The sequence below is a fragment of the Mogibacterium diversum genome (assembly GCF_002998925.1).
In the GTDB taxonomy this organism is placed as follows: Bacteria; Bacillota; Clostridia; order Peptostreptococcales; family Anaerovoracaceae; genus Mogibacterium; species Mogibacterium diversum.
Genome location: NZ_CP027228.1, coordinates 818,764 through 842,332, shown reverse-complemented (window position 1 = coordinate 842,332; position 23,569 = coordinate 818,764). Strand labels below are relative to the sequence as shown.

General features: G+C 41.3%; 22 protein-coding genes. 20 read left to right on the top strand and 2 right to left on the bottom strand.

The genetic code is table 11. The annotated features are described in order from the left end of the window. Positions 1 to 3 precede the first annotated feature (3 nt). The 14 genes from yihA (at position 4) to C5Q96_RS03905 (ending at position 14,046) form a co-directional block, all read left to right on the top strand. A complete protein-coding gene (gene yihA / locus C5Q96_RS03970; protein WP_106057119.1) occupies positions 4 to 600 on the top strand; it encodes a ribosome biogenesis GTP-binding protein YihA/YsxC in 597 nt (198 codons plus the stop codon). A 59-nt stretch (positions 601 to 659) separates the two neighbouring features. Then, entirely contained in the window at positions 660 to 1,211 is a 552-nt protein-coding gene (hpt, locus tag C5Q96_RS03965; protein WP_106057118.1) for a hypoxanthine phosphoribosyltransferase, read from the top strand. A 115-nt stretch (positions 1,212 to 1,326) separates the two neighbouring features. Then, on the top strand, positions 1,327 to 1,665 hold the full coding sequence (locus C5Q96_RS03960; RefSeq protein ID WP_106057117.1) for a hypothetical protein: 339 nt from the start codon (positions 1,327 to 1,329) through the stop codon (positions 1,663 to 1,665). A gap of 369 nt (positions 1,666 to 2,034) precedes the next feature. Continuing rightward, positions 2,035 to 2,571 carry an NUDIX hydrolase gene (locus tag C5Q96_RS03955; protein WP_106057116.1) on the top strand — a complete coding sequence of 179 codons (537 nt, stop codon included), beginning with the start codon at positions 2,035 to 2,037 and terminating at the stop codon, positions 2,569 to 2,571. A 35-nt stretch (positions 2,572 to 2,606) separates the two neighbouring features. Further along, the gene (locus C5Q96_RS03950; protein ID WP_106057115.1) at positions 2,607 to 3,488 is read left to right on the top strand and encodes a tyrosine-type recombinase/integrase; all 882 of its coding nucleotides are present in this window, start codon (positions 2,607 to 2,609) and stop codon (positions 3,486 to 3,488) included. Between the two features lie 177 nt (positions 3,489 to 3,665). After that, positions 3,666 to 4,007 (top strand): 50S ribosomal protein L19, encoded by a 342-nt coding sequence (rplS, locus tag C5Q96_RS03945; RefSeq protein ID WP_106057114.1) that lies wholly within the window; start codon positions 3,666 to 3,668, stop codon positions 4,005 to 4,007. Positions 4,008 to 4,082: 75 nt separating this feature from the next. After that, positions 4,083 to 4,970: a ribosome biogenesis GTPase YlqF gene (ylqF, locus tag C5Q96_RS03940; protein WP_106057113.1), complete on the top strand. Its 888-nt coding sequence runs from the start codon at positions 4,083 to 4,085 to the stop codon at positions 4,968 to 4,970. 50 nt (positions 4,971 to 5,020) lie between these two features. Next, positions 5,021 to 6,340: a ribonuclease HII gene (locus tag C5Q96_RS08735; protein WP_106057112.1), complete on the top strand. Its 1,320-nt coding sequence runs from the start codon at positions 5,021 to 5,023 to the stop codon at positions 6,338 to 6,340. Positions 6,341 to 6,524: 184 nt separating this feature from the next. After that, positions 6,525 to 7,388 carry a bifunctional 5,10-methylenetetrahydrofolate dehydrogenase/5,10-methenyltetrahydrofolate cyclohydrolase gene (locus C5Q96_RS03930; RefSeq protein WP_158696679.1) on the top strand — a complete coding sequence of 288 codons (864 nt, stop codon included), beginning with the start codon at positions 6,525 to 6,527 and terminating at the stop codon, positions 7,386 to 7,388. 57 nt (positions 7,389 to 7,445) lie between these two features. Next, complete coding sequence (locus C5Q96_RS03925) at positions 7,446 to 8,135, top strand: GTP pyrophosphokinase (protein ID WP_106057110.1); 690 nt, start codon at positions 7,446 to 7,448, stop codon at positions 8,133 to 8,135. 96 nt (positions 8,136 to 8,231) lie between these two features. After that, complete coding sequence (locus C5Q96_RS03920) at positions 8,232 to 10,919, top strand: valine--tRNA ligase (RefSeq protein ID WP_106057109.1); 2,688 nt, start codon at positions 8,232 to 8,234, stop codon at positions 10,917 to 10,919. Further along, the gene (locus C5Q96_RS03915; protein WP_158696678.1) at positions 10,909 to 12,261 is read left to right on the top strand and encodes a bifunctional folylpolyglutamate synthase/dihydrofolate synthase; all 1,353 of its coding nucleotides are present in this window, start codon (positions 10,909 to 10,911) and stop codon (positions 12,259 to 12,261) included. Before C5Q96_RS03920 ends, C5Q96_RS03915 begins: the two co-directional genes overlap by 11 nt. Next, a complete protein-coding gene (locus C5Q96_RS03910; RefSeq protein WP_106057107.1) occupies positions 12,254 to 13,522 on the top strand; it encodes a serine hydroxymethyltransferase in 1,269 nt (422 codons plus the stop codon). The genes C5Q96_RS03915 and C5Q96_RS03910 overlap by 8 nt, the downstream gene beginning before the upstream one ends. Positions 13,523 to 13,623: 101 nt before the next feature. Further along, the gene (locus C5Q96_RS03905; protein WP_106057106.1) at positions 13,624 to 14,046 is read left to right on the top strand and encodes a hypothetical protein; all 423 of its coding nucleotides are present in this window, start codon (positions 13,624 to 13,626) and stop codon (positions 14,044 to 14,046) included. An 82-nt stretch (positions 14,047 to 14,128) separates the two neighbouring features. Here C5Q96_RS03905 and C5Q96_RS03900 read toward each other — a convergent pair whose 3' ends face one another. Both C5Q96_RS03900 and C5Q96_RS03895 read right to left on the bottom strand, forming a co-directional pair. Beyond that, on the bottom strand, positions 14,129 to 15,163 hold the full coding sequence (locus C5Q96_RS03900; RefSeq protein ID WP_106057105.1) for a threonine aldolase family protein: 1,035 nt from the start codon (positions 15,161 to 15,163) through the stop codon (positions 14,129 to 14,131). Between the two features lie 42 nt (positions 15,164 to 15,205). After that, on the bottom strand, positions 15,206 to 16,723 hold the full coding sequence (locus C5Q96_RS03895; RefSeq protein WP_158696677.1) for a Mur ligase family protein: 1,518 nt from the start codon (positions 16,721 to 16,723) through the stop codon (positions 15,206 to 15,208). A 111-nt stretch (positions 16,724 to 16,834) separates the two neighbouring features. Between C5Q96_RS03895 and C5Q96_RS03890 the strand changes: the two genes are divergently transcribed. The 6 genes from C5Q96_RS03890 (at position 16,835) to C5Q96_RS03865 (ending at position 23,492) form a co-directional block, all read left to right on the top strand. Further along, complete coding sequence (locus tag C5Q96_RS03890) at positions 16,835 to 17,617, top strand: CorA family divalent cation transporter (RefSeq protein ID WP_106057103.1); 783 nt, start codon at positions 16,835 to 16,837, stop codon at positions 17,615 to 17,617. A 66-nt stretch (positions 17,618 to 17,683) separates the two neighbouring features. Further along, a complete protein-coding gene (gene hslO / locus C5Q96_RS03885) occupies positions 17,684 to 18,574 on the top strand; it encodes an Hsp33 family molecular chaperone HslO (protein ID WP_106057102.1) in 891 nt (296 codons plus the stop codon). A 119-nt stretch (positions 18,575 to 18,693) separates the two neighbouring features. Next, positions 18,694 to 20,388, top strand: a complete 1,695-nt coding sequence (locus tag C5Q96_RS03880) for a phosphoenolpyruvate carboxykinase (ATP) (protein ID WP_106057101.1) — start codon at positions 18,694 to 18,696, stop codon at positions 20,386 to 20,388. Positions 20,389 to 20,581: 193 nt separating this feature from the next. Then, positions 20,582 to 21,202: an NUDIX hydrolase gene (locus C5Q96_RS03875; RefSeq protein WP_106057100.1), complete on the top strand. Its 621-nt coding sequence runs from the start codon at positions 20,582 to 20,584 to the stop codon at positions 21,200 to 21,202. Positions 21,203 to 21,454: 252 nt separating this feature from the next. Further along, positions 21,455 to 22,894, top strand: coding sequence for a glycoside hydrolase family 25 protein (locus C5Q96_RS03870; protein ID WP_106057099.1), 1,440 nt, complete (start codon positions 21,455 to 21,457; stop codon positions 22,892 to 22,894). Next, complete coding sequence (locus C5Q96_RS03865) at positions 22,881 to 23,492, top strand: SurA N-terminal domain-containing protein (protein ID WP_106057098.1); 612 nt, start codon at positions 22,881 to 22,883, stop codon at positions 23,490 to 23,492. The genes C5Q96_RS03870 and C5Q96_RS03865 overlap by 14 nt, the downstream gene beginning before the upstream one ends. The last annotated feature ends 77 nt before the right edge of the window (positions 23,493 to 23,569 follow it).

Here is a 23,569-nt window from a genome sequence, read left to right as displayed (position 1 = left end):
GATATGCAGATAAATAAATCTGAACTAGAGGCAGTTGCAGTCAAATCTGCGCAATACCCTGAATCTGGTGTACCAGAGATAGCTTTTGCAGGTAGATCAAATGTAGGAAAATCGTCGCTACTTAACTTGCTGACTAGAAGAAAAAATCTAGCAAGAGTTAGCGGTAGCCCTGGCAAGACCAGAACTATCAATTTTTATAGGATAAATGATGAGTTCAGGATTGTCGATTTACCAGGATATGGTTATGCAAGAGTATCAAAATCTGAGTCTGAGAAATGGGGCGCGATGATGGAAAGCTATCTTGAGAATAGAGAAGGCCTCCTCAAAGTGATTCAGCTAGTAGATATCAGGCATAAACCTTCTGCGCAGGATGTTCAGATGTATGATTATCTTAAGTATTTCAATTTAGATGGCATCGTTGTGGCGACGAAAGCTGACAAAGTGTCATCTAATCAGCGTAGTAAAAACATCTTAGAAATCCGAAAGACTTTAGGTATGAGTAATGCGGATAAGATTATTCCAGTAAGTGCGCTCAAGAAATCAGGGCATGAAGTTCTATTAGATGAAATCGAGAAACTGCTGGAAAACTACGGAGAATAGAATAATTTAATCTTTTTAAGAAGTGTATACCGTGATTATTATTAAAGTGGAGGGAGCAAATGGCTAATATTAAGGCTTCGGAAAGTGGAATTTTTGGGAAAATCCTATATACTGAAGAGCAGATTAGAGAGCGTGCAAAGGAGCTTGCAAAGCAGATTTCTACGGACTTTGAAGGAGAGGAACTTATAGTAATAGGTACTCTTAAGGGCTCTGTGCTGTGGATGTGTGATCTATTAAAGGAACTGACGATAGATACGAGCATTGACTTTATTAAGGCCAGCAGCTACGGCTCAAGTACTACAAGCTCTGGAGTCGTTAAGATTAAGATGGATACGGATATGAACCTATACCAAAAGAATGTGCTTATCATTGAGGACATAGTCGATACGGGTACTACTCTTACTTTCCTGCTCGAAAAGCTTAAGGAGAGGAATCCAAAGACCATCAAGGTTTGCACAATGCTTGACAAGCCATCACGCCGAACAACTGGTTTTGTAGCTGATTATATCGGATTTACTGTCGATGATTTATTCATAATTGGTTATGGCCTTGATTTTGATCAGAAGTATAGAGGACTTCCGTATATTAGCTATCTTCAGCCTGAAGAATAACGCATGAAAACTTCTTAAAGAATAACTTTTTTAGAATATTTTGGACCTGTTTATGCAGGTCCATTTATTTTTTTCTGTTTTTTTCTTACACTTGATATGTAAAGGAGGAATATGTATGAAAGAGTATCAATATCGAATTGAAGGTGAGCGATGTCTGCCGAGAGAAGTTTATTACCAATGTGTGTGGATGATTCGCGATATGGAAAGATTAGAGAAAATCGCCATGAGTTCCAATTATGAATCTGGACAGGATCATAGGATAGATGACGCAATTGTCAAACTTGATTGTCTTAGGAGAGCTCTTGAAGAAATACCTGATTATTATAGGCAAGGGGTTATTAGCAGTGTCAAAATCAGAGGGGGTGGCTTCGATGATTTTGCTCATATCAACACATGGAAGAAGTGGAAGATGAGATTTATGCATGCATTTGCCGCAAATCTTGGACTTTACTAGTACCATTAAGGGTAAATGGCTATATGAAAATCATTTATATATTCGTGAATTCAAATTTGTTTTCATTACCCGTTCAAATTTCGTCTAACTAAAGATGTGCTGAAGGGGAAATCTTTCGGTGATACTATTAAGCCGTATCTTATTTCTTGCGCATGTGCGTGTGTGAATATGAGAGCAACACATAATTTTTAATTTGCAAAATCCCTCGATTTTAAGTAAAATTACGAGGGATTTTTTATAATTTTAGAAAATACGTAAATTTCAAGCGAAAATTCAAGCTTTTTTTGTTTTTTTTAAGTATAATGGCATGCTATTAACATAAATTGTGATAAAGTTATATTAGTAAATGGAGGGTATACAGGAATATTTATGGCTTATGAGGAAAAAACATTAGAGTCGAATATTGTATACAAAGGGAAGATTTTTGACATTAGAAGGGATAAGATTTTAGCAGTCAATGATAAGATCTCATATAGAGATATTGTTGTGCATGGGGGAGCTGCAGTACTTATACCGATTACAGAAGATGGAAAAATAGTATTTGTAAGACAATGGCGACAGGCTCTCAGAAGACAGGTTATCGAACTTCCGGCAGGAAAAGTCGATCCTGGAGAGTCGTTTGAGGACGCAGCAAAGCGTGAACTCAGAGAAGAGACAGGGTATTCGGCGGGACAAATGGTTAAGCTCTTTCGAATGGCTCCATGTGTTGGATATTCTGAAGAGATACTTGAGTTTTATGCTTGTCATAATCTCAGCCCAGGGAAAACCGATTTCGATGAGACAGAGGATATCGATATCGTTCAGATGGCACCTGATGAGGTCATTAGAAGGATAATGTCCGGGGATATTGAAGATGGCAAGACGGTTGCAGGTGTACTGTTTGCTAGAAGTGCGGGAATTATCTAAACCGGGTGCATATAATTATAACGGGGGGTTAGGTTATGATTAATGAATTTATTACGTATCTAAGGGATACAAAAGGTAAAGCTGATAATACCTTGGTGGCTTACAAGAGGGACGTTATCTCATTTGCGAAATTCCTTGAGGGTCATAGTGGTCGAGAGCTTGCAGAATGCAAAGAGAGCGATTCAATTGCATATATCTTAGAGTTAAATAATGCAAGCAAGTCTAAAGCGACAATCAATCGCAAACTTTCATCGCTCAGAACATTTTACGATTATGGGATTGAAACCGGTGAAGTGACTGAGAATCCTTTCTCTAAGATTAAATCTGCAAAGAACGATAAGAGACAGATTGAATTCTTGTCAATTGAAGAGGTTGAGAAGCTTCTATCGCTGCCAGATCAGACTGTAAAAGGAATTAGAGATACAGCTCTGTTTGAGTTCATGTATGGAACAGGCGCTAGAGTAACAGAGGTCGTGCGTCTAAAGTTCGAAGATGTTAATCTCAAGATGAATTTTGTAACTCTCCGTGATGGCGAGGGAGAGAGCAGAATCGTACCGCTGGGTTCGTATGCGCAGAAAGCTCTTAGAAGGTACAGAGATACGGCATATTCGGGTTTGGCTCGTACAGAGGTTACGGATGACAGCTATGTGTTTATCAATTTTAGAGGACAGCCTCTAACCCGGCAGGGAATTTGGAAGATGCTGAAGGAATACGGTGCGATGATTGGCATAGAAGATCGCATGACTCCACAGATTCTAAGAAATAGCTTCGCAGTGCATATTTTGCAAAATGGTGGCGACCTCAAGACACTTCAGGAGCTTATGGGATTTGATGATATGTCTGTAGGTATTGCTTATCTATCTGTGACGAATATTAGAATAAAAGACGTATACAGCAGGACGCATCCAAGAGCATAAAATGGAGCCCGCAGAAGCGGGCTTTTTTAATAGAAATGCTTTTAACCCTTGCAATACGAGTATTGGTATGATATTATACAAAAGTTATTACGGACGGTCCTCTAGCTATGCAAGTAATGGGCAGAGCTCGATGAAGAAACATGCTACGAACGTCTTTGAGAGAGAGGAGGAATAACGATGAATATTTTAGATCAGATTACTCAGGATTATAAGAAGAATGATGTTCCTGAGTTCAATGTCGGTGATACTGTAAAGGTACATGTTAAGATTATCGAGGGTCAGAGAGAGAGAATCCAGGTATTCGAAGGCTATGTGCTCAAGATGCAGAATGGCGGCATTTCTCAGACTTTCACTGTAAGAAGACTTGCACAGGGAATCGGTGTTGAGAAGACTTTCCCAATACACTCACCTAAGGTTGACAAGATTGAGGTAGTTAAGAAGGGCCGTGTTAGAAGAGCTAAGCTTAATTACATGCGTGAGAGAACAGGTAAGGCTGCTAGAATCAAGAAGGCAAAATAGTCTTAGCTTACAAGCAAGGATAATAATGCATACCTCGGCATATTGCTGCGGTATGCATTTTTCTTAGGAGAAATTATGATTAATAACATTAATTGGTATCCCGGACATATGAAAAAAACTCGAGAGCTCATCCAAGAGAATTTAAAGGCTGTGGATCTCGTAGTTGAAATAGTGGACAGCAGGATTCCGCTTTCCAGTAGAAACCCTATTATCGATGAATTGATTTCGGGGAAAAAGCGTGTGGTTATTCTAGGAAAATGCGATCTTGCTGACAAGCGTGCAACGGACGAGTGGAAAGCTTACTTTGAGTCGAGTGGAGATATTGCTCTACCTGTGGATTCCAGAAATGGCGAAAATATAAAAGCTTTTTATAAGATTCTTGATAAGCTTCAGCAGGAGAGAAACAAGGAGCGCTCTCTAAGGAGGCCTCTTAGAATGATGATTGTAGGTGTTCCTAACGTAGGTAAGTCCTCGTTTATTAATAGACTCATCGGAAAGAAAAGTGCCAAGACTGGAGATAGACCAGGTGTAACAAAGGGGAAACAATGGGTTACACTGGAGAATGGCATGCAGCTTCTCGATACACCTGGAATTCTGTGGCCGAAGTTCGAAGATCCACATGTGGGGTTAAACCTCGCTTTTTGTGGAAGCATCAAGGATGAGATTCTGAATGTGCAAGACCTAGCATATGAACTACTTAAGGTTTTAAGAGAAAACTACCCAGAAGAACTAATCGCAAGATATAAGCTTGACGGTCTTATGGATGAAGACGAAGAGGTGTATAACGAGTATGGCGAGCCTTTAGATCCGGTGCTTTTTGATATGGAGGCGATTGCTTTGAAAAGAGGATTTATTCAGTCTGGTAAGCGCATAGACTATGAGAGAACTGGCCGTGCAATTTTAGATGAATTTAGAGCGGGAATAATAGGGAATATCACGCTAGAAAGACCCGTGCTCAAATAAATTGGCATGTTGTTATGGTATAAACATATGTATGAGAAGAGTGTCTAACTATGACGAAGCAAGAACGTGAAGAAAAGAAAATAATGAGGATGCAGGAGCTTCTTCAAATTGAAGATGAGCTACGCAAATCAGGTGTCAATATTATAGCGGGCATAGATGAGGTCGGCCGCGGACCACTTGCTGGGCCCGTTTATGCGGCCTGCGTGGTGCTCCCAGCGGATTTTAGAGCGCCTGGAGTTGACGATTCCAAGAAGGTTACTGAAAAGCAGAGAGACATGCTTAGCCAGAAAATCTGTGAATGTGCTATAGCATATGGGATTGGTGTCGCAACTGCGAAGGAAATCGATGAAATTAATATCCTTAATGCTACAAAGCTTGCTATGCATAGAGCTATAAAGGAAGTTCAGGACAAACTTCCTGAAGGTGAGAAAATAGAAATGCTGTTAGTTGATGCGGTTGACCTTGAGTCTGAAGGGATACCACAAAAACCGATCATTAAGGGCGATGCAACATGCTACTCTATTGCAGCAGCGTCGATAGTCGCAAAAGTTGCGAGAGATTCGTTTATGAAGGAGCTTGAAGGTGAATACCCAGGATATGGGTTTGCCAGCAACAAGGGATACGGAACGGCTGCTCACTATGACGGTCTACGCGCTCTTGGGATCTCTCCGGTTCATCGCAAATCATTTCTAAAAAAGTTCGAGGCAAGCGAGGATAGTAAAGTGTCAAAGAAAAAGTTTTATGCGGTAAAGGTAGGAAGGGTTCCGGGCATCTATGGTACTTGGGATGAGTGCAAGATGCAGGTTGATGGATATCCGAATTCTGAATACAAGGGATTTGCAAGACTTAGCGAAGCAGAGAGCTTTGTAGGTCCAGAAGTACTTGAAAGCATGAAGTTAACCTCTGATATCTATGCACATGAAGAAAAAGCATCCGTACCACTAGAAGATGGTTATGCTGTAAAGGCGTATGTCGATGGCAGCTATGATGTCGCAACGGGGAACTACGCTTCTGGTGCGGTAATCCTCGTAGATGGAAAGACTGTAGAGCTAAGCAAGCTCTATACAGATGACGCAGGTGGTAAACTAAGAAATGTCGCTGGCGAAATCAAAGGTGCAGAGCTGGCGATTGAGTACTGTAAGAAGCAGGGAATCGATTCAGTGGTCATTTACCATGACTATCTCGGCGTAGGGAAATGGGCTGATGATGAGTGGAAGGCAAATCTCGATATGACAAAGGCTTACAAAAGTTATATACGTGAATGCCGAAAGAATATGAGAATCAATTTCGTGAAAGTAAAAGGACATTCGGGAGATAAGTATAACGACATGGCTGATGCACTTGCAAAAGCAGCGCTAAATAGCAAATAGCACTGGGTTTTACGAGTATAGCAGTGATTATGAGATTTTTAATTAATTGCAATAATGAGTGTTATCGTATATTTTATGCGATAACACTTTTGTTGTTTAGCTTAAAGAATATACTAATTCTTTTGTCATTATGCTATAATATTAAATGGTTTTACACGTTAAAAATGCGGAGGAAACATCAGATATGCATACATTGTTAAAAGGCGCTCCCGTTAGGGATGCGATAGATCAGGATATTATTTCAAGAGTTGAACTGTTGACGAAAGCTGGTAAAACACCAAAGATTGCCACTTTTAGAATTGGTGACGATGACGGAGAGAAATACTATGAGGGCGCTATTATCAAGAGAGCTGGCAAATATGGAATAGACTGTGAGTCAGTTGTGCTAGATGAAGGTGTGTCTCAGAGTGACGCCGAGGAGGAGCTCGTAAGGCTAAATAACGATGATAATATCGACGGTATTATCATGCTTATGCCTTTTCCTAAATCAATCGATGGCGAACGTTTGCGCGCACTTCTTTCCCCAACAAAGGATATAGATGCGATTACAGATGCTTCCTATGCAAACCTTTTTGCAAACGATCCTAATGCATTTTACGCATGCACAGCGGAATCCTGCATGGAGATACTAAAATTTTATGGGGTTGATTTAAAGGGAAAGCAAGTAACGATTGTTGGCAGAAGCATGAGAGTTGGAAAGCCACTTATGCTCATGATGATGAATGCAAATGCCACAGTTACAGTTTGCCACACGAAAACTACTGATGAGAATCTTAGAGAAGCTTGTGAAAGAGCGGATGTTGTTGTACTTGCAACAGGTCAGATTGAGTCATACAGTCCTGAGTTATTCCATGATGGGCAGATAATCATAGATGTCGGAACTGGTACAGGCAAGGATGGAAAGCTCGCTGGGGACTTTGACTCTGGCGCACTGGAAGCTGAAGGCATGCCTAAGTCGCTAAGCTACTCTCCTGTTCCAGGTGGAGTAGGTACAGTTACAACCGCTTTGTTGCTTCGCAACGTCGTAAAAGCGGCGGAACTTGCCTAAACATAAGATATTTATAAGGTCGTGTTTGACCGGTAGTTTTGAAGGGCATAAGGTGGAATGAATATTACTAATGAGATACTTAATCCTGAAAGACTGAGCAAAAACAAGCTGGAGCTTGTGCGAGATAAGGAAGCCTTTTTTCAGGAAATCGCTGATATAAGGCTAGAGTATGAGGCGGCGATAAAAGAGATTTCCACTAAGCTGGAGATTTTAGATGATGACTTCAAGCAACAAGATGATCATGGTCCTATCCACCACATTCAATATAGACTAAAGTCTGTTAACAGCCTATTTGAAAAGGCAGAGAGATATGGGATAGAGGATCCGCTTAACAACATATCTGAGATTAGAAAGCAGATTTACGATATAGCGGGTGTTAGAGTCGTCTGCAACTATCGAAACGATATATATAGGCTATCAAGTTTATTGCTGAAACAAGAGGATATAAAGCTCATCAGGATTAAAGACTACAGTTCAAATCCAAAGGAAAGCGGGTATAGAAGCCTACACGTTGTTATAGAGGTACCGATATTTCTTGTTAGCAAAAAAGTATCGATTCCAGTTGAAATGCAGTTCCGGAGCATCGCTATGGATACTTGGGCAAGTTTGGAACATGAGCTAAAATATAAGAATGAAGGTGCGCTGAGTGACGATCTTCAGAATAAGCTAAAAATCTGCTCAGAGATTCTCGCTGATGTCGATAATATGATGGAGAATATCAGGCACGAGGTTTTTTCTGAGGAATAGAAAGATATTGCACATATTGTAGAGCGGATTATTCTGTAGCTGAGACTATTTGGCTACTGAGATAGATTAACGATAATAGGAATTTAGGAGTAAAAAATGGGTAGAAATCTTGCTAAAACATACGATCCAAAGAGTTTTGAAGATCGTATTTATGAGATGTGGGAGGAGCATGGCTCTTTTAATGCAGAGGTGGACAGGGACAAGAAACCATACTGCATCGTAATGCCACCACCAAATATCACAGGGCAGCTACATATGGGTCATGCTCTTGATCAGACGCTTCAGGATATCCTCATCAGATGGAGGAGAATGCAGGGCTATAGTGCACTCTGGCTACCTGGCAGCGATCATGCAAGTATCGCAACTGAGGTTAAGGTCAACAATGCTCTTCGTGAAGAGACTGGCAAGGATAAGAAGGACATAGGTAGAGAGGCATTCCTCGAGCGCGCATGGAAGTGGAAGGAAGAGTATGGCGGCAGGATTACGAAGCAGTGCCGCAAGCTCGGAGATTCCTGTGATTGGCGCAGAGAACGTTTTACGATGGACGAGGGCTGTAACAAGGCGGTTACAGAGCTCTTTATCAGGCTGTATGATAAAGGCATGATCTATAAGGGTAATAGACTTGTAAATTGGTGCCCGGACTGCATGACATCCCTTTCGGATGCTGAGGTTGAACATGAGGACGAGCATGGCAAGTACTGGTACTTCCGTTACCCTGCAAAGGACGGTGGAGAGGGAATCACCGTTGCGACATCTAGACCGGAGACTATGTTTGGCGATGTTGCAATTGCCGTGAGCCCTGAAGATGATAGATATAAGGATTTAGTAGGGAAGACTGTAATTTTACCTATTTTGAATAGGGAGATTCCGGTTATTGCGGATGAGTATCCAGACCCAGATAAAGGTACGGGTGCTGTAAAGATTACACCTGCTCATGATGCCAACGATTTCCTCGTAGGTCAGAGACATAATCTAGAGATTATGTCCTGCATGAATGATGATGCCACGATGAATGAACTAGCTGGAAAATACGAAGGTATGGACAGATATGAGTGCCGTAAGGCATGGGTTCATGATCTTGAGGAAGCCGGCTTCCTTGTTAAGATTGAAGAGCTTACTATTCCGGTAGGAAAGTGCTATAGATGTCACAATGCCATTGAACCAAAGCTTTCAGACCAATGGTTCGTTAAGATGGAGGATCTCGCTAAACCAGCGGTAGAGGCTGCAAAATCTGGAAAGCTAAAGCACGTTCCTGAGAGATTTGAGAAGATTTACCTAAATTGGCTAAATGATATTCATGATTGGTGCATATCGAGGCAGCTATGGTGGGGTCACAGAATACCTGCATACTACTGCGATGACTGCGGAGAAATCGTCGTAAGTCGCACTATGCCAAGTGCATGCCCTAAGTGCGGATGCACTCACCTACACCAGGATGAAGATGTGTTAGATACATGGTTCAGCTCTGGACTATGGCCTTTCTCTACACTAGGATGGCCTGATAAGACGCCGGAACTCGATTACTTCTATCCTAATTCAGTAATGGTTACGGGATACGACATTCTGTTCTTCTGGGTTATCAGAATGGTATTCTCAGGGTGCGATGCTATGGGTGAACCACCTTTTGAATATGTATTCTTACATGGACTCGTTCGCGATGAACAGGGTAGAAAGATGAGTAAGTCGCTTGGTAACGGAATTGATCCACTTGAGGTAATCAATAAGGTTGGTGCAGATGCGCTAAGGTTTATGCTCATTACAGGTATTACACCTGGTAACGATACGAGATTTATCTGGGATAGACTCGAGTCCTCGCGTAATTTTGCTAATAAGCTTTGGAACGCATCGAGATTTACAATTATGAATCTTCTGGATGACGAAGGCAATCCGTTACAGGTGGCAACTGCTGAGAAGACAATGCTTAGAGATGAGGATAAATGGATTATCTCCCGCGTAAATGAAGCTACTGCTGATATCACAAATTCACTGGAGAAGTTTGAACTAGGGCTTGCAGGTCAAAAGGTTTATGAACTCATCTGGGATGAATATTGCGACTGGTATATTGAACTTGTTAAAGCGAGATTATGGAGCGATGATGAAGAGGATAAGGCAACTGCAAGATTCGTTCTGCAGAGCGTCCTCAAGGATTTACTTAAATTGCTACACCCATTTATGCCGTTTATTACAGAGGAAATATGGGGATATTTACCAGCAGAATCAGGCGATTCAAATGACGATGATAACTTGCTAATCACTTCATCGTGGCCGATTTATGACGAAAGAAAGATATACTCTGAGTCTGTTTCAAGAATTGAGACTGCTAAAGAAATCATCAAAGCAATCAGAAATGCTAGAACAGAAGTAGATGCTGCACCTAGTCGCAAGCTTAATCTGATCGTCAAGACGGATGCGCTTAAGGATACAGTTGAAGTGATTTCTGCCCACATAAAGAAGATTGCTAATGTTGTAGATATAACTGTTGAAGGAACTGATAGCGAAACTCCAGATGGGGTAGTTTCAGCGGTATTCACTGGAGGGGAACTCCTAATTCCGCTAGCTGATCTGGTTGACTTCGAAGCAGAACGCGAGAGACTTGAGAAGGAGAAGAAGAGACTCGAGGGCGAGGTTGCTCGTGTAGACAAGAAGCTCTCTAACCAAGGGTTCGTTGCGAAGGCTCCTGCATCAGTGGTTGAGGAGGAGAAACAGAAGGGCGACAAGTACCGTGAGATGCTAGAAACAGTTATCAAGAGACTTGAGTCCATGGGTGAAGCAAGTGCCAAATAAAGCGAGTGAGGCGGTTATACGGCGCATTTGGGAAATGACAGCTAAGAGAGGTCCGATTGGACTTTCACGGATGAAAAGGCTTCTCGAGTTATTAGGTAACCCTGAAGAAGACTTAAAATTTGTCCATGTTGCTGGCACGAATGGTAAAGGTTCTGTATGCCAGTTTATAGCATCTATGCTGCGTGCTGCTGGTTATTCTGTAGGGGTGTTCACGTCTCCCCATGTTATGGAGTACAATGAGCGCTTCGATATAGACAGGAACTATATCAGTGATGATGATTTCTGTAGGATTGCAACATATGTGATGTCCTTTGCGGAACAAGTTAATGACGAGGGATATGGATACTTCTCTGAGTTCGAGATACTGACATCAACGGCTTTGCTGTATTTTAAAGAGCGATTACCTGATATAGTGATTCTGGAGACTGGAATTGGCGGTAAGATGGATATGACAAATGTCATTTTAAATCCTCTAGTTTCAGTGATTACACAAATAGGATTTGACCACGTCGATATGCTCGGGGACACGCTCGCTAAGATTGCTGAGGCTAAGGCTGGAATTATCAAGGAGGGTGTACCTGTTATATCTGAATCTTCTGAGCTTGAGGTAAAAGAGGTCATATCCGATGTCGCTAAGGAAAAGAATGCAAAATTTATTGATGCTTCTCTTGCCAAATACAGAATAAATGATTATTCTGAATTTATGGACTTCGATTTTGAAGTTAGTGATGGAACTGACAAAGTCAAAATGGATGGCGTAAGGATAAGCCTCATCGGGGAACATCAGATTAGGAATGCCATAACAGCATTACTTGCTGTAAAGAGTATGCGAGATCGCATGCTAATAGATATCGATGAATTAGAGATGCGTGAGGGTCTAACCAGTGCAAGAAATATGGGACGCTTTGAGATTCTCAAGAACAATCCATACATAGTTATAGATGGTTCGCACAATCCTCAAGGGCTCAAAGCTGCTATGGAGACACTTAAGGAGCTTAGAGAAACTATATTCAAGAATAAGAGAATAATTACGGTCTTCGGGTGCTTTGGAGATAAGGAGTATCAGGATATGACTGAGATACTCCGTTCAGGACTTACTGCAGTAGATGCTAATGAGGTTATTGTAACTGAACCAGTTAGTCCAAGAGCTCTTAAAGCAGAGAAGCTAAAGAAATTACTCGAAGATGAAAATATCGCTGTTACAGCTATCAGCGATGAAGAAACAGCCTTTGATAGGGCACTGTCGTCTGGTGCAGACGTAATGCTCTTTTTAGGATCCATATATCTTATTGGAGATATAAGAATTTTTTTCAATCGAAAGGACGGGAAAATTAATGTTTGACAGAAATGGCTACGATGACAGCAGATACAACTTAGAAAATATCGCTGAAATTGCAAAGACATCTCCTACAGTTGCTGCTCTAGTTGAGAAGGAGTACAACAGACAGAAGAACAACGTGGAGCTAATCGCATCTGAGAACTACTGTTCAGAAGCAGTTCTTGCTGCTTGCGGAAGCTGTTTATCATGGAAGTATGCAGAAGGATATCCTGCAAAGCCAGTTGATAGACATTCCGGAAACAAGGGAAGATACTACGGCGGAACAAGATACGTTGATGAACTTGAGGAATACTGCTGCGATAAGTGGAGAGAGGTATTCAATACAGATTATCACGTAAATGTGCAGCCTCACAGTGGTTCACAGGCTAACTTTGCTGCATACAACGCAGTACTAGAGCCAGGTGATACAATCCTTTCACTCAACCTAGACAACGGTGGACATCTGACTCACGGTTCATCGGTTAACTTCAGCGGTAAGTTCTTCGATGTTCATTTCTATAACGTAGATGATAATGGATTCATCGATATGGAAGACCTAGAGAAGAAGGCGAAGGAGCTCCAGCCTAAGCTGATACTAACTGGTGCTAGTGCTTACTCAAGAATCATCGATTTTGAGAAATTCGCTGAGATTGCAAAGAGCGTTGATGCTCTATTCATGGTAGACATGGCTCATATCGCTGGTCTCGTTGCTGGTGGAGTACATCCATCCCCATTTGGATATGCTGATATCATCACAACAACAACTCATAAGACACTTAGGGGACCAAGAGGCGGAATGATTTTCTGTAGGGAAGAGCTCGCTAAGAAAATTGATAGCGCAGTATTCCCATTCGCACAGGGTGGTCCGCTTGAGCACATCATCGCTGGAAAAGCTGTTTGCGCTGAGGAAGCATTAAGACCTGAATTCAAGGAATATGCAGCACAGGTTGTAAAGAACTGCGCAGCATTTGCTGACGAAATGCTCAAGCTAGGATATACAATTGTAACTGGAGGAACAGATAACCACGTATTCCTTATCGACCTTTCAGATAAAGCATTCTCTGGTAAGGATCTCCAGAATGCATGCGATGAGGTTGGCATAACTCTTAACAAGAACTGCGTTCCTAACGAGAAGCGTTCTCCAATGCAGACTAGCGGTGTTAGAGTCGGTACAGCGCCGATGACAACAAGAGGCTTCGTCGAGGAAGACTTTATCGAGGTTGCACACAGAATCGATGAAGTTGTTAAGAAACTCGACGCTGAGAAGGCTGCAGAAGCAAAATAGTGACTAGTTTTAAATACTAATTAAATTCGATACCCGGATTTGTTGATATACAAATTCGGGTATTGTATAATCAAAAAAAGAAAATAAAGGAGGACGATTCCATGGTTAAATTATTGGTAGGACATAAGGGTAAGGGTAAGACCAAGAAAATGATCGAGCTAGCTAACGCAAGTGTCGAGGAGACCAAGGGTAGCACCGTATTTATTAACAAAAATTCCAGACTTATCTATGATTTAGACTACAAGATTCGTGTAATCTGCATGGAGGATTTTGTTCACATAACTAATGAGGATGAGTATATCGGATTTCTATTCGGTATCATCAGTTCTGACAATGACATCCAGACAATATTCTTGGACGGTATCATGAGACATGCTGATTTCTCTCTAGATATGCTTCCAAGCTTCCTTTCAAAGATTAAGGATATCTCAAAGGATTATGGCATCGACTTCGTAATTAGCATCAGTGCTGAACTCGAAGAGATGATTGGGGTTAACTTCGATGGAGTAGAGGTTCTCAACTAATTTTAATATGGACTTATAGTGCAACCTGGCTATCGATTTTCGATTAAGCCAGGTTGTTTAGTTTAACGGATATTTTTATATATCAGAGTTCATTGATTGCTTCAATCAATGAATCAACATCCCGCTGCTCGGTATACCAAGCGGTACAAAGTCTCATGCACTTATGAGACTCATCTATAGTCTCAATTTCAGATAGCATGTATTCTTTGCTAAGCGCTTTAATCTGCTCATTGGTCATAATAAAGAACTGCTGGTTAGTCGGACTATCTACGGCAAGCTTGATGCCTTTTGAAAGCATAGCAGACCTTATGTCTAGCGCCATCTTTACTGCTGGCTTAGCAATTTCGCTATATAAGTTATTATTAAATAGGGTGTAGAACTGAAGCCCAAGAAGCCATCCTTTTGCAAGGAGCGCACCATGTTGCTTCTGATAACTAAAGAAATGAGGCTTTAGCTCATCATTCAGTATAACAACTGCTTCGCCAAACAGAGCACCACACTTTGTGCCACCAATGTAAAATGCATCGCAGTTATCAGCCAGACATTTTAAATCAACGTCGTTAAAAGGGGAGGAAAGTGCATAGCTAAGACGTGCACCATCAACGAACAGGTAAAAACCAAATTCATCACAAGCTCCACGAATCGCTTCGAGTTCCTCCTTGCTATATAGAGTGCCGAATTCTGTAGGCTGTGAGATGTACACCATCTTAGGTTCTACTACGTGACCTGGCGTAGGGTTATATAACTTTAGCACACCTTGTTCCCTAACCTGTGCAGATGTGATTTTACCATCTACTGATGGTAGGGCTATAACCTTGTGGCGTGTGAACTCAATAGCCCCTGTTTCATGGACATTTACATGACCCGTATCCGCGGATATGACACCTTCAAAGCTCCTCAGTGCTATGTCTATTACAGTCATGTTAGTCTGCGTGCCACCTATGAAGTAGTGGATGTTTGCATTCGGTTTGCCGATTGCCTTTCGAATTTCTTCACTTGCTCTTTCGCACCATGAGTCTAGCCCATAGCCAGCATATGAATTATGCATATCTTCACTTAAGGCCTCGATTATCTTTGGATGTGCACTTCTACTGTAATCGTTATCAAATTTAATCATTTCAATCCTTTGAGCTTAAATCACTTTATGTGCTTTATATATCTACTTTGTTTTATTTTCTTCCCACTCTTTAATCGCTTTTCTAGCACACTTATCGTCATCTTGGGGGATGTTAACACCGTTAATATGTTGATATTTATCATCACCTAGACCGATGATAGCGACGAGGTCACCCGGCTCGGACTGAGTAATAGCATAGTGTATAGCCTCCGGTCTATTCTCTATAACCATGTACTTTCCTCCAGTAGGCTCAAGCCCAGACTTAACACCCTCAAGTATAGTCTCAAACGGTTCAAACCTGTTGTGCTCAGTAGTAATAATTGAGAAGTCGGCATATTTTCCAGATGATTCACCCATTCCAATTCTTCTCTCAATATCTCTGTTTCCCCCAGCGCCAAATACACATACGAGCCTCTTAGGATTATATGCTCTAAGTGCCTCGAGAACAGCTCTCGTGCTCTCTCTAGTATGAGCAGAGTCAATGCATACACTTAGGTCTTCTGTGCGATAAATCATGTCCACTCTGCCGTTAATATGGATATGCGAAAGAGCTTTTCTCGCTGCATCTGCAGGTATTCCGAGAGCTTCTATAGTAGCGATTGTAGCTGCTCCATTTAGTGGAACGAACTCACCGGGCATGTTTACAAATACAGTGTCATTAAACCTACCTGAAAGTTTAAACTCTTCACCGATAAATCCGCTACATTCCTTGGTGTGAGATTCTGAGATGACATAATCTGGTCTGCTGCCGAGCTTGTCCGTTTTCTTATGTATTCCATCATGACCGACAGTAATAAGATTACATGTTGCATTTTTTACAATGAAATCAATATTTTCATCATCTAGATTAATGATGCCTGTATTACACTGCTGTAGCAGAAGACTTTTACAATATGCATAGTTTTCAAATGTAGGGTGTTCATCTGTTCCAACATGGTCTCCATGCTGAATATTTAGAAATACACCGACATCAAAATTAATCATATTCGTCCTATGTTGCATAAGTCCCTGTGAAGAGCACTCGAGAACTGCGTACTCTATACCTTTTGATACCATGATAGAAAGAAACTTTTGCATCTGGTCAGAGTCAGGTGTTGTGTTGGCAACCTCTAGAACTTCGTCGCCTAAGTTCACCCCATTTGAGCCTATTGATGCCGCTCTATAGCCTGCTTCTCTTAACGATGCCATAATCATCGTTGTAACAGTAGTCTTGCCCTTTGATCCAGTAACGCCAACCATCTTGAGCTTTTCCGCTGGATAACCATAAAATGCAGCTGAAACCACAGCCTTAGCATGTCTTGTATCCGAGGTTGAAATTACAGTTGAGGTTACAGCTGATAAGTCGAGTTCGCAGCTCTCGTCTACTATGATGAGGGCAGGATCGCCACTATCGATCTCTAGAAGTGCATCGTGCGAGTCAAATGATGCGCCGCGAATGCATACAAAGACATCGCCGGACTTCACTTTTCTGCTATCGAAACAGATACCTGTAACAGCTTGGTCAAGTGACCCTTTTAGCAATTTATATTTTAGTCTCGAGATAATTTCTTTTGTGTTCATAATTCCTCCGAAATCCATAAGAATATGGGATTTACAACTTATAATTATATCCTTAATTAGTTAATTTTCCAATACATATGGTATAATACAGCGGTATAAAGAGGAGTAAAGATGATTAGATTAATAAGTTCACATGAAGAAAAACGAGACTTTTTAAAATCACTAGATGAAAAATCTAACGAGAAAATAAGAGCACTTAGGGAGTATGCGTTCCGAGGCATTTCTGATGAACTCATTTTAGGATTTCGCACTGAAGATGACAATTCAGCACTTATAATCACATCTCGGAATGAATGCGTTCTTATAACGGAAGATGCAAAGCTTATCGAATGTATATCAAAGGTTAACAGCAAAGATCCTCGCGATGAACTTCTCGAATTGATGTTAGAGTATTCATCAGATGACATATATGAACTAGAGAATCTTGAGTCGAGTATAGTCGATATGGAGGAAGAGCTATTTGGAGGCGCTAGGCCTGATAAAGCAGGGCTCAAACAAATTGTGGTTAGACGAAAGGAAATCATGTTCAAGAAGCAATATTATGAAAGAATGGAGCTTCTTACCGATGACCTAGCAGAGTTAGATAAAACATTTTCATACTTAGATAAGAGATTTGATAAACTCTATAGCTTTATACTCAGGGTTCAAGAATATCTTAATCACGTCAGCGAGATGTACCAAGCTCAGATAGATATAGAGCAGAACAACTTGATGAAGTTCTTTACGGTCGTGACCAGTATATTTGCACCGCTAACACTAATTACGGGATGGTATGGTATGAATCTGAAGCTACCAGAATTCGGGTGGAGATTTGGTTATATCTACGTATCTGTACTCAGTTTAAGTGTGGTACTGGGGCTTATCTACGTGTTTAAAAAGAAGAGGATACTTTAGGAACAGAGTGCAATCGAATTAATGACTGATGATTCTAAGTTTAATGTTTAGGCAATAGGAGAAAAGATGGATAATAAGGACTATATAGTAAGAGCGAGCCTTGCAAATGACAGTGTTAGAGCTTTCGCTATCAGCTCTACTCATCTCGTGGCTGAAGCAAGAGAGCGTCATAGGACACTGCCCGTAGTGACGGCAGCCCTAGGTAGACTGCTATCAGCAGGAGCCATAATGGGCAGCATGATGAAGGGTGATAAGGATATAGTGACGATTTCTCTCAAGGGCGATGGTCCTGCGGGATATATAACCGTCACGGCGGATAGCCATGGTCATGTCAAGGGATTTCCAGGAAATCCAAATGTTGATATACCGCGCAAGTATGCCGGGAAGCTCGATGTAGGGACGGCAGTAGGCAGAGGCCTTTTAACGGTTAGCTACGATCTCGGATTAAAGGAGCCGTATAGCGGTCAGGTTGAGATTCAAACTGGAGAGGTTGCTGAAGATCTAGCATACTACTTTACGGTGTCGGAACAGCTACCATCAGCAGTTGGTCTAGGGGTTATGGTAGATACAGATAGCAGCGTAAAGCATGCTGGAGGCTTCATAGTACAGCTCTTACCAGATGCTCCTGAGGATGTGATTGAACTCCTGGAGAAGAAGTTAGCTAACCTGGAACCTGTAACAACTATGATGGAGCAGGGGATGACACCTGAAGAGATGCTTTTACATATATTTGAAGGCGTCGATATTGAGTTTACGGAGAGGCACGATGTCAAGTTCTACTGTGACTGCTCCAAGGAGAAGGTAAAGAGAGCGCTAGCCGCAATTAGCGATAAGGATTTACAGGATATCGTGAATGATGATGAGGATATTGAGGTTAAGTGTTTTTTCTGCAATACCGCATACAAATTTAGTATAGCTGACATAAAAGACATACTTTCGTCGAGAAAAATCGATTAAAATTTGTTAGAAATCAATAAAAATAATACATACGTATTGAAAGAATTTACAAAAAATGCTACAGTTAGATGTAGTTAAACCATTGTAATGATAAAAATTTTTTAGAAAAAGGTGTAGTAATGAAAGATAGAATTTATCTAAACGATAATGAAGTCATTTTGAACTTCGATTTAGTATACCCAGAGACTAGTCTAGAGGTTATTAAGTCTAAAGAATTCAAAGTGTTTATGCAGAGTTATATAGCTCATCTCGAAGAGACTGACTCAAAGCTTTATAATTGGGCAACGCAGGGTAAGTCGCTACAGACGGCTATCGAGGCGCTATCTACATTTGCACGTCAGACATTAGTTTTTTCTGCAGAGGAGATTGAATCACCGTACATTGAAGATAGAACGTCAGCACTTTCGTTCGTCGAAGGCATGTATGACTTCTGGAAGGCTCACGAGAGGTATTCAGTTACAACAGATAGAAGAAGAGAATCGAGCTCAACAACATTTGTACATGCTGATTCTTCTCATAACCAGCTTATAATGGCTACATATAGACGCATCGAAGAAACTCTAATGGGTCGTGCAAACAAGATATATCGTCAGCAGCCTGCAGGAACTAATGCAGCTCTGTCCCTATATAAAAATGAATCGTTTAAACTAGGTGCACGATATGAGTCCTTGAGAAAGGTTAAGTTCATAGACTCAATCATGCTCCGTACACCGATGATTCTGCATCCTAAGTCGAACAAACGTGAGTGGGCATTCCAGCAGGTATATGAGAATCCACTAGATACATTTAAGGGCAATAGTGATGAATTCTTCTGCTTCCCAGCCAAGGTTGGAGATCTCACAGTTTTCGTTTACTTCCACAGAGATTTTATGTCAAATGGAGTATCGCTAGCTAACCTATTTGAGCTTGCATCCAAGAAGGAGGCTTCGAAGAAACCTGACTGTGTGCTGATTTTCGGCAACGATGATGGCAAGAATGCATGCACATTCTACCACGATGAAGAGGAGAATATCTGGGTAGGATCGGTTACATATAACGAGAAGATCTCTTACTTCGGATATATGAAGAAGACCGTTCTAACGCTCCATAACGTTGCGATGATGCAGAAGGGGTGGCTGCCAATTCACGGTGCGTTTGTAAATATTACTCTCAAGAACGGAAAGAGCAAGGGTATCTGCCTCATGGGAGATTCAGGAGCTGGAAAGTCTGAGACTATTGAAGCTCTAAAGTCGCTTGGTAATGAGAAGATTAAGAATATAGAAATCGTGTTTGACGACATGGGAACATTCCATGTTGAAGATGGTACAGTATACGCAAAGGGTACTGAAATAGGTGCGTTTGTAAGACTTGATGACCTCGATCCAGGTACACCTTATCGTGATATGAATAGATCTATATTCTTTAACCCAGATTTATCTAATGCGAGAGTTATTACGCCAGCAGCTCCTTATTCAGTAGTTACAGAAAATCATCACGTAGATTTATTTGCTTATGCAAATAACTATGATGAGGATCTCGGACTGCATGAGTTCGAAAACCTCGATGATGCAAAGACTGTATTTGTTGAGGGTAAGAGAATGGCGAAGGGTACCACTCAGGAAGTTGGACTATCCACCACTTACTTTGCTAACCCATTCGGCCCGATGCAGCAGCAAGATATCTGCGACCCAATTATCGACAAGGTGTATGAGTGCCTGAAGGATAACGGCGTATTTATCGGAGAGGTATACACTCACCTCGGTAGAGATCCAGAGGATAGAGAGAGCATCGTTAAAGGTGCAGAGGAGCTTCTAAGATTTATAGAAGAGAACTAATCGCAGTGTAGATTTTAGAAAATATGAGGCGAAGCAGCAGCGCTGCTTCGCCTCTTTTATAAGTAGTGAAAAAATCAGATTGAGTTGTTATCCTAAATGGATGAATATATAATTGCTTAAATAGCATATACAGGAACGATAGTTCAAAGCATGTGACTAGCTGAAATAAAAGAAAGATAAATATAATCTGGGTATGAATGAAATAGAGAGATTAAAAAAATCATTAATTGATGATCCTGGGGCGGAGTCTACCGCTAAGAGTTTCGGTGTACTGATACCTATAATAGAGACTCCGCACGGGCTATCTGTATTGTTTGAGGTGCGTGCCAGGAATCTGAGGCGGCAGCCAGGTGAGATATGTTTTCCTGGCGGCAGCACCATGGAGGGCGAGCCTCCTGCGCATGCTGCAATCAGAGAGGCGAGCGAGGAGCTCCTCATCGCCCCATCTAGCATCGAAGTTCTGGACGAGCTCGATGTAGTGAACATATATTCGGGCGGCACCTTGCAGCCTGTTGTTGGGCTTCTTAGGGACTATGAATATACTTTCTCATCTGATGAAGTAGCTGAAGTCTTCACGGTGCCGCTTGCGTTCTTTTTAGAGAATCAGCCAGAACGCTATGACGTAGCGATGAGGAGCGTACCAGTCGAAGGCTTTCCCTATGATAGAATCGAGGGAGGGAAAGCCTACGCCTGGGATTCTAGCTATAGAACCATATATTTCTACCATCATGAGGGTAGAAATATATGGGGACTTACTGCCGGCATAGTAAACGATTTTATAGAGAAAATAAAGCGAGGTGGATACCTTAAATAATGGTGAACTACAGTTCTGATTGAGTATATATCTAAAAGTATATTAGTGCAGTTTCGAATCAAAATTCTTATTTTAAAATAAATATTACAGTATTTGCATAGACTTTTCACACAGTACAAATAAAGATTATGCTATAATAAATTAAAAGTTGATGTGGGTGTTCATCACCCGCATTTATTTTTTAGGATATTCATTATTCCAAGGCTGTTATTTCAAGCGATGCATAAAAGAGACATATAAAGAGAGACTTTAATGAATTTAAGCACCAAAGAAGACAAGTTGATAGATAAAAATTATACGCCTGCTATCTCGGCCCGTATAGCTTCCTTGATAGTGGCTTTATTTCTGTTGGTGTTTTTTGCTTCTAGTTCGGTATTTGCAGGCACTTCCCTACCAAGCACACCGCCGGATAGAGAGGGGTATTATGAATTTCTCGGCATCGATGTATCCGAATGGCAAGGCAGTATCGACTGGAATGCTGTAAAGGATGATGGAGTAAACTATGCATTTATTAGAGCTGGAGCCACCACATCGTCAAATTTTGATTTGAAGACGGATTCTAAATTCGATGTGAATATGGAAGGAGCAAAGGCAGCAGGCATCGCACGAGGAGTATACTGGTATTCTCAGGCCACGAACGAAGATGAAGCTGTTGCTGAAGCTAAGAAGCTCGTTGCGCTTGCTAAGAAGTATGATCTAGAACTCCCGCTCGTCATGGATCTAGAATTTTCCGATGGCAGATTTGACAACGCATATACTTCTTGGCGTGCAAATGGAAGCGAGTACGCAAAGAAGCGAATGACCGCAGTTGCGGATGCTTTTTTGTCCTACTGCCGATCGCAGGGATATCCTGCTTCGATTTATCTTTCAACATCTCTCGCAGGAAGTACTACTGGAGTGGATACTACAAGTCTTGTGAATAACTCAAACGAGGTCTGGGTTGCTCATTATGCGAGCAATCTCTCTGCATCATCTGACTATACGATGTGGCAATTTACAAGCACTGGAAGAGTGAATGGTATCAAGGGTAAAGTGGATTATGACGTTATGTATGTGGATAAGAAAGCCACAAAAGCAGGCAATCCGGGTCTTAACGCAGAGGCATCTAATGACATGCTTAAGTACACGGGCAGTCCTGTTACAATCAATGTTAATCTTACTGATAATGGAAAATCACTAACGTTAAACCAGGATTATACCGTTTCATATATTGATAATGTTAATACTGGGACGGCATATGCGCTAGTTAAAGGAAAGGGCGATTACATTGGTTATACCGAGGTTATACCGTTTCAAATAGGTGATGAAGATATCCTTAATTCCAATGAACTTGAACCATCTAAAGTAGTAACAAGCGTGAAGGGTGGAAAGACAAGCGTGAAGTTTACACCTGCAAGTGGCAGAGTAGACAACTATAGGATTGAATACAGGAATAGTGATTCTGATGAGTGGGAGTCAGTGATGACTGATGGCAAGACTGAGTATGTTATAGATGGAACGCCTAAGCAGATAAGAGTATCTTCTGTTCTGGGAAAAGACATATACGGTCTAGTTACACCGGATAACTCGCAGAAATACGAAATTATCGATGGCTCTGTAGAGGCTGATTACAAGCTCGGCGGACAGTCTCTATTAAATAGCGATAAGTTTAAAGAGATCAATGAGGAGGTAAGTGACGATGTCGTCATCTAAAGGTAATAGCCCGCATAAGAGATATACTCGTAAGCAGAAGCTTCTTATCGGATTACTTATCTTTATCATCATAGATGTCGCATTATTTATGTTCACTGTTACCAGATACACAGGATACGATCTCATTAACTCCGAGAAGTATGTAGAATTCAGGATGCCAAAGGAGAAGACGCTCACGGAGCAAGAGTGGCAAGCGCTTGTTAAGAATACAAGGGTGATCAAATACCCAAAGGTTCAGTTATCAATAGAAATTAATAACATTAAGAATCAGTATAGGAAGCGCATCAAAGAATATGATATGACCATGACTGAGTATCTAAAAGAAGCGGATTTGACACAGCCCCAGTTTGATAAACAGGTTGAAGAGATGGCAAAAGCGAATGTGAAAGCTAAGCTAGTGCTCCATGCCATCGCAGAGAAAAAACGGGTATCAGTAAGTAAGACCGAGATAGATAAAGCTGAGAAGGGGATTCTCAAGGAGAAGGGCGTTAATTCGGAGACAGAGTACAAGAAGTTAACTGGAGAGTCACTTGGTGAACACGTCAAAGAAATAGACCTCGAATCGAAACTTCTATACGCTAAAATCGTTAAGAAATAGAATGATGCTGGTAAGAGCATTCGAACATTGCTGACCAAAATGGGGTGCTGCATTGCATCTCATTTTTTAATGAGAAC

Excerpts from the sequence above, each read along its gene's own strand:
- yihA (WP_106057119.1), top strand. The coding sequence starts at position 4 with ATGCAGATAAATAAATCTGAACTAGAGGCAGTTGCAGTCAAATCTGCG.
- hpt (WP_106057118.1), top strand. The coding sequence starts at position 660 with ATGGCTAATATTAAGGCTTCGGAAAGTGGAATTTTTGGGAAAATCCTA.
- C5Q96_RS03960 (WP_106057117.1), top strand. The coding sequence starts at position 1,327 with ATGAAAGAGTATCAATATCGAATTGAAGGTGAGCGATGTCTGCCGAGA.
- C5Q96_RS03955 (WP_106057116.1), top strand. The coding sequence starts at position 2,035 with ATGGCTTATGAGGAAAAAACATTAGAGTCGAATATTGTATACAAAGGG.
- C5Q96_RS03950 (WP_106057115.1), top strand. The coding sequence starts at position 2,607 with ATGATTAATGAATTTATTACGTATCTAAGGGATACAAAAGGTAAAGCT.
- rplS (WP_106057114.1), top strand. The coding sequence starts at position 3,666 with ATGAATATTTTAGATCAGATTACTCAGGATTATAAGAAGAATGATGTT.
- ylqF (WP_106057113.1), top strand. The coding sequence starts at position 4,083 with ATGATTAATAACATTAATTGGTATCCCGGACATATGAAAAAAACTCGA.
- C5Q96_RS08735 (WP_106057112.1), top strand. The coding sequence starts at position 5,021 with ATGACGAAGCAAGAACGTGAAGAAAAGAAAATAATGAGGATGCAGGAG.
- C5Q96_RS03930 (WP_158696679.1), top strand. The coding sequence starts at position 6,525 with ATGCATACATTGTTAAAAGGCGCTCCCGTTAGGGATGCGATAGATCAG.
- C5Q96_RS03925 (WP_106057110.1), top strand. The coding sequence starts at position 7,446 with ATGAATATTACTAATGAGATACTTAATCCTGAAAGACTGAGCAAAAAC.
- C5Q96_RS03920 (WP_106057109.1), top strand. The coding sequence starts at position 8,232 with ATGGGTAGAAATCTTGCTAAAACATACGATCCAAAGAGTTTTGAAGAT.
- C5Q96_RS03910 (WP_106057107.1), top strand. The coding sequence starts at position 12,254 with ATGTTTGACAGAAATGGCTACGATGACAGCAGATACAACTTAGAAAAT.
- C5Q96_RS03905 (WP_106057106.1), top strand. The coding sequence starts at position 13,624 with ATGGTTAAATTATTGGTAGGACATAAGGGTAAGGGTAAGACCAAGAAA.
- C5Q96_RS03900 (WP_106057105.1), bottom strand. The coding sequence starts at position 15,163 with ATGATTAAATTTGATAACGATTACAGTAGAAGTGCACATCCAAAGATA.
- C5Q96_RS03895 (WP_158696677.1), bottom strand. The coding sequence starts at position 16,723 with ATGAACACAAAAGAAATTATCTCGAGACTAAAATATAAATTGCTAAAA.
- C5Q96_RS03890 (WP_106057103.1), top strand. The coding sequence starts at position 16,835 with ATGATTAGATTAATAAGTTCACATGAAGAAAAACGAGACTTTTTAAAA.
- hslO (WP_106057102.1), top strand. The coding sequence starts at position 17,684 with ATGGATAATAAGGACTATATAGTAAGAGCGAGCCTTGCAAATGACAGT.
- C5Q96_RS03880 (WP_106057101.1), top strand. The coding sequence starts at position 18,694 with ATGAAAGATAGAATTTATCTAAACGATAATGAAGTCATTTTGAACTTC.
- C5Q96_RS03875 (WP_106057100.1), top strand. The coding sequence starts at position 20,582 with ATGAATGAAATAGAGAGATTAAAAAAATCATTAATTGATGATCCTGGG.
- C5Q96_RS03870 (WP_106057099.1), top strand. The coding sequence starts at position 21,455 with ATGAATTTAAGCACCAAAGAAGACAAGTTGATAGATAAAAATTATACG.
- C5Q96_RS03865 (WP_106057098.1), top strand. The coding sequence starts at position 22,881 with ATGTCGTCATCTAAAGGTAATAGCCCGCATAAGAGATATACTCGTAAG.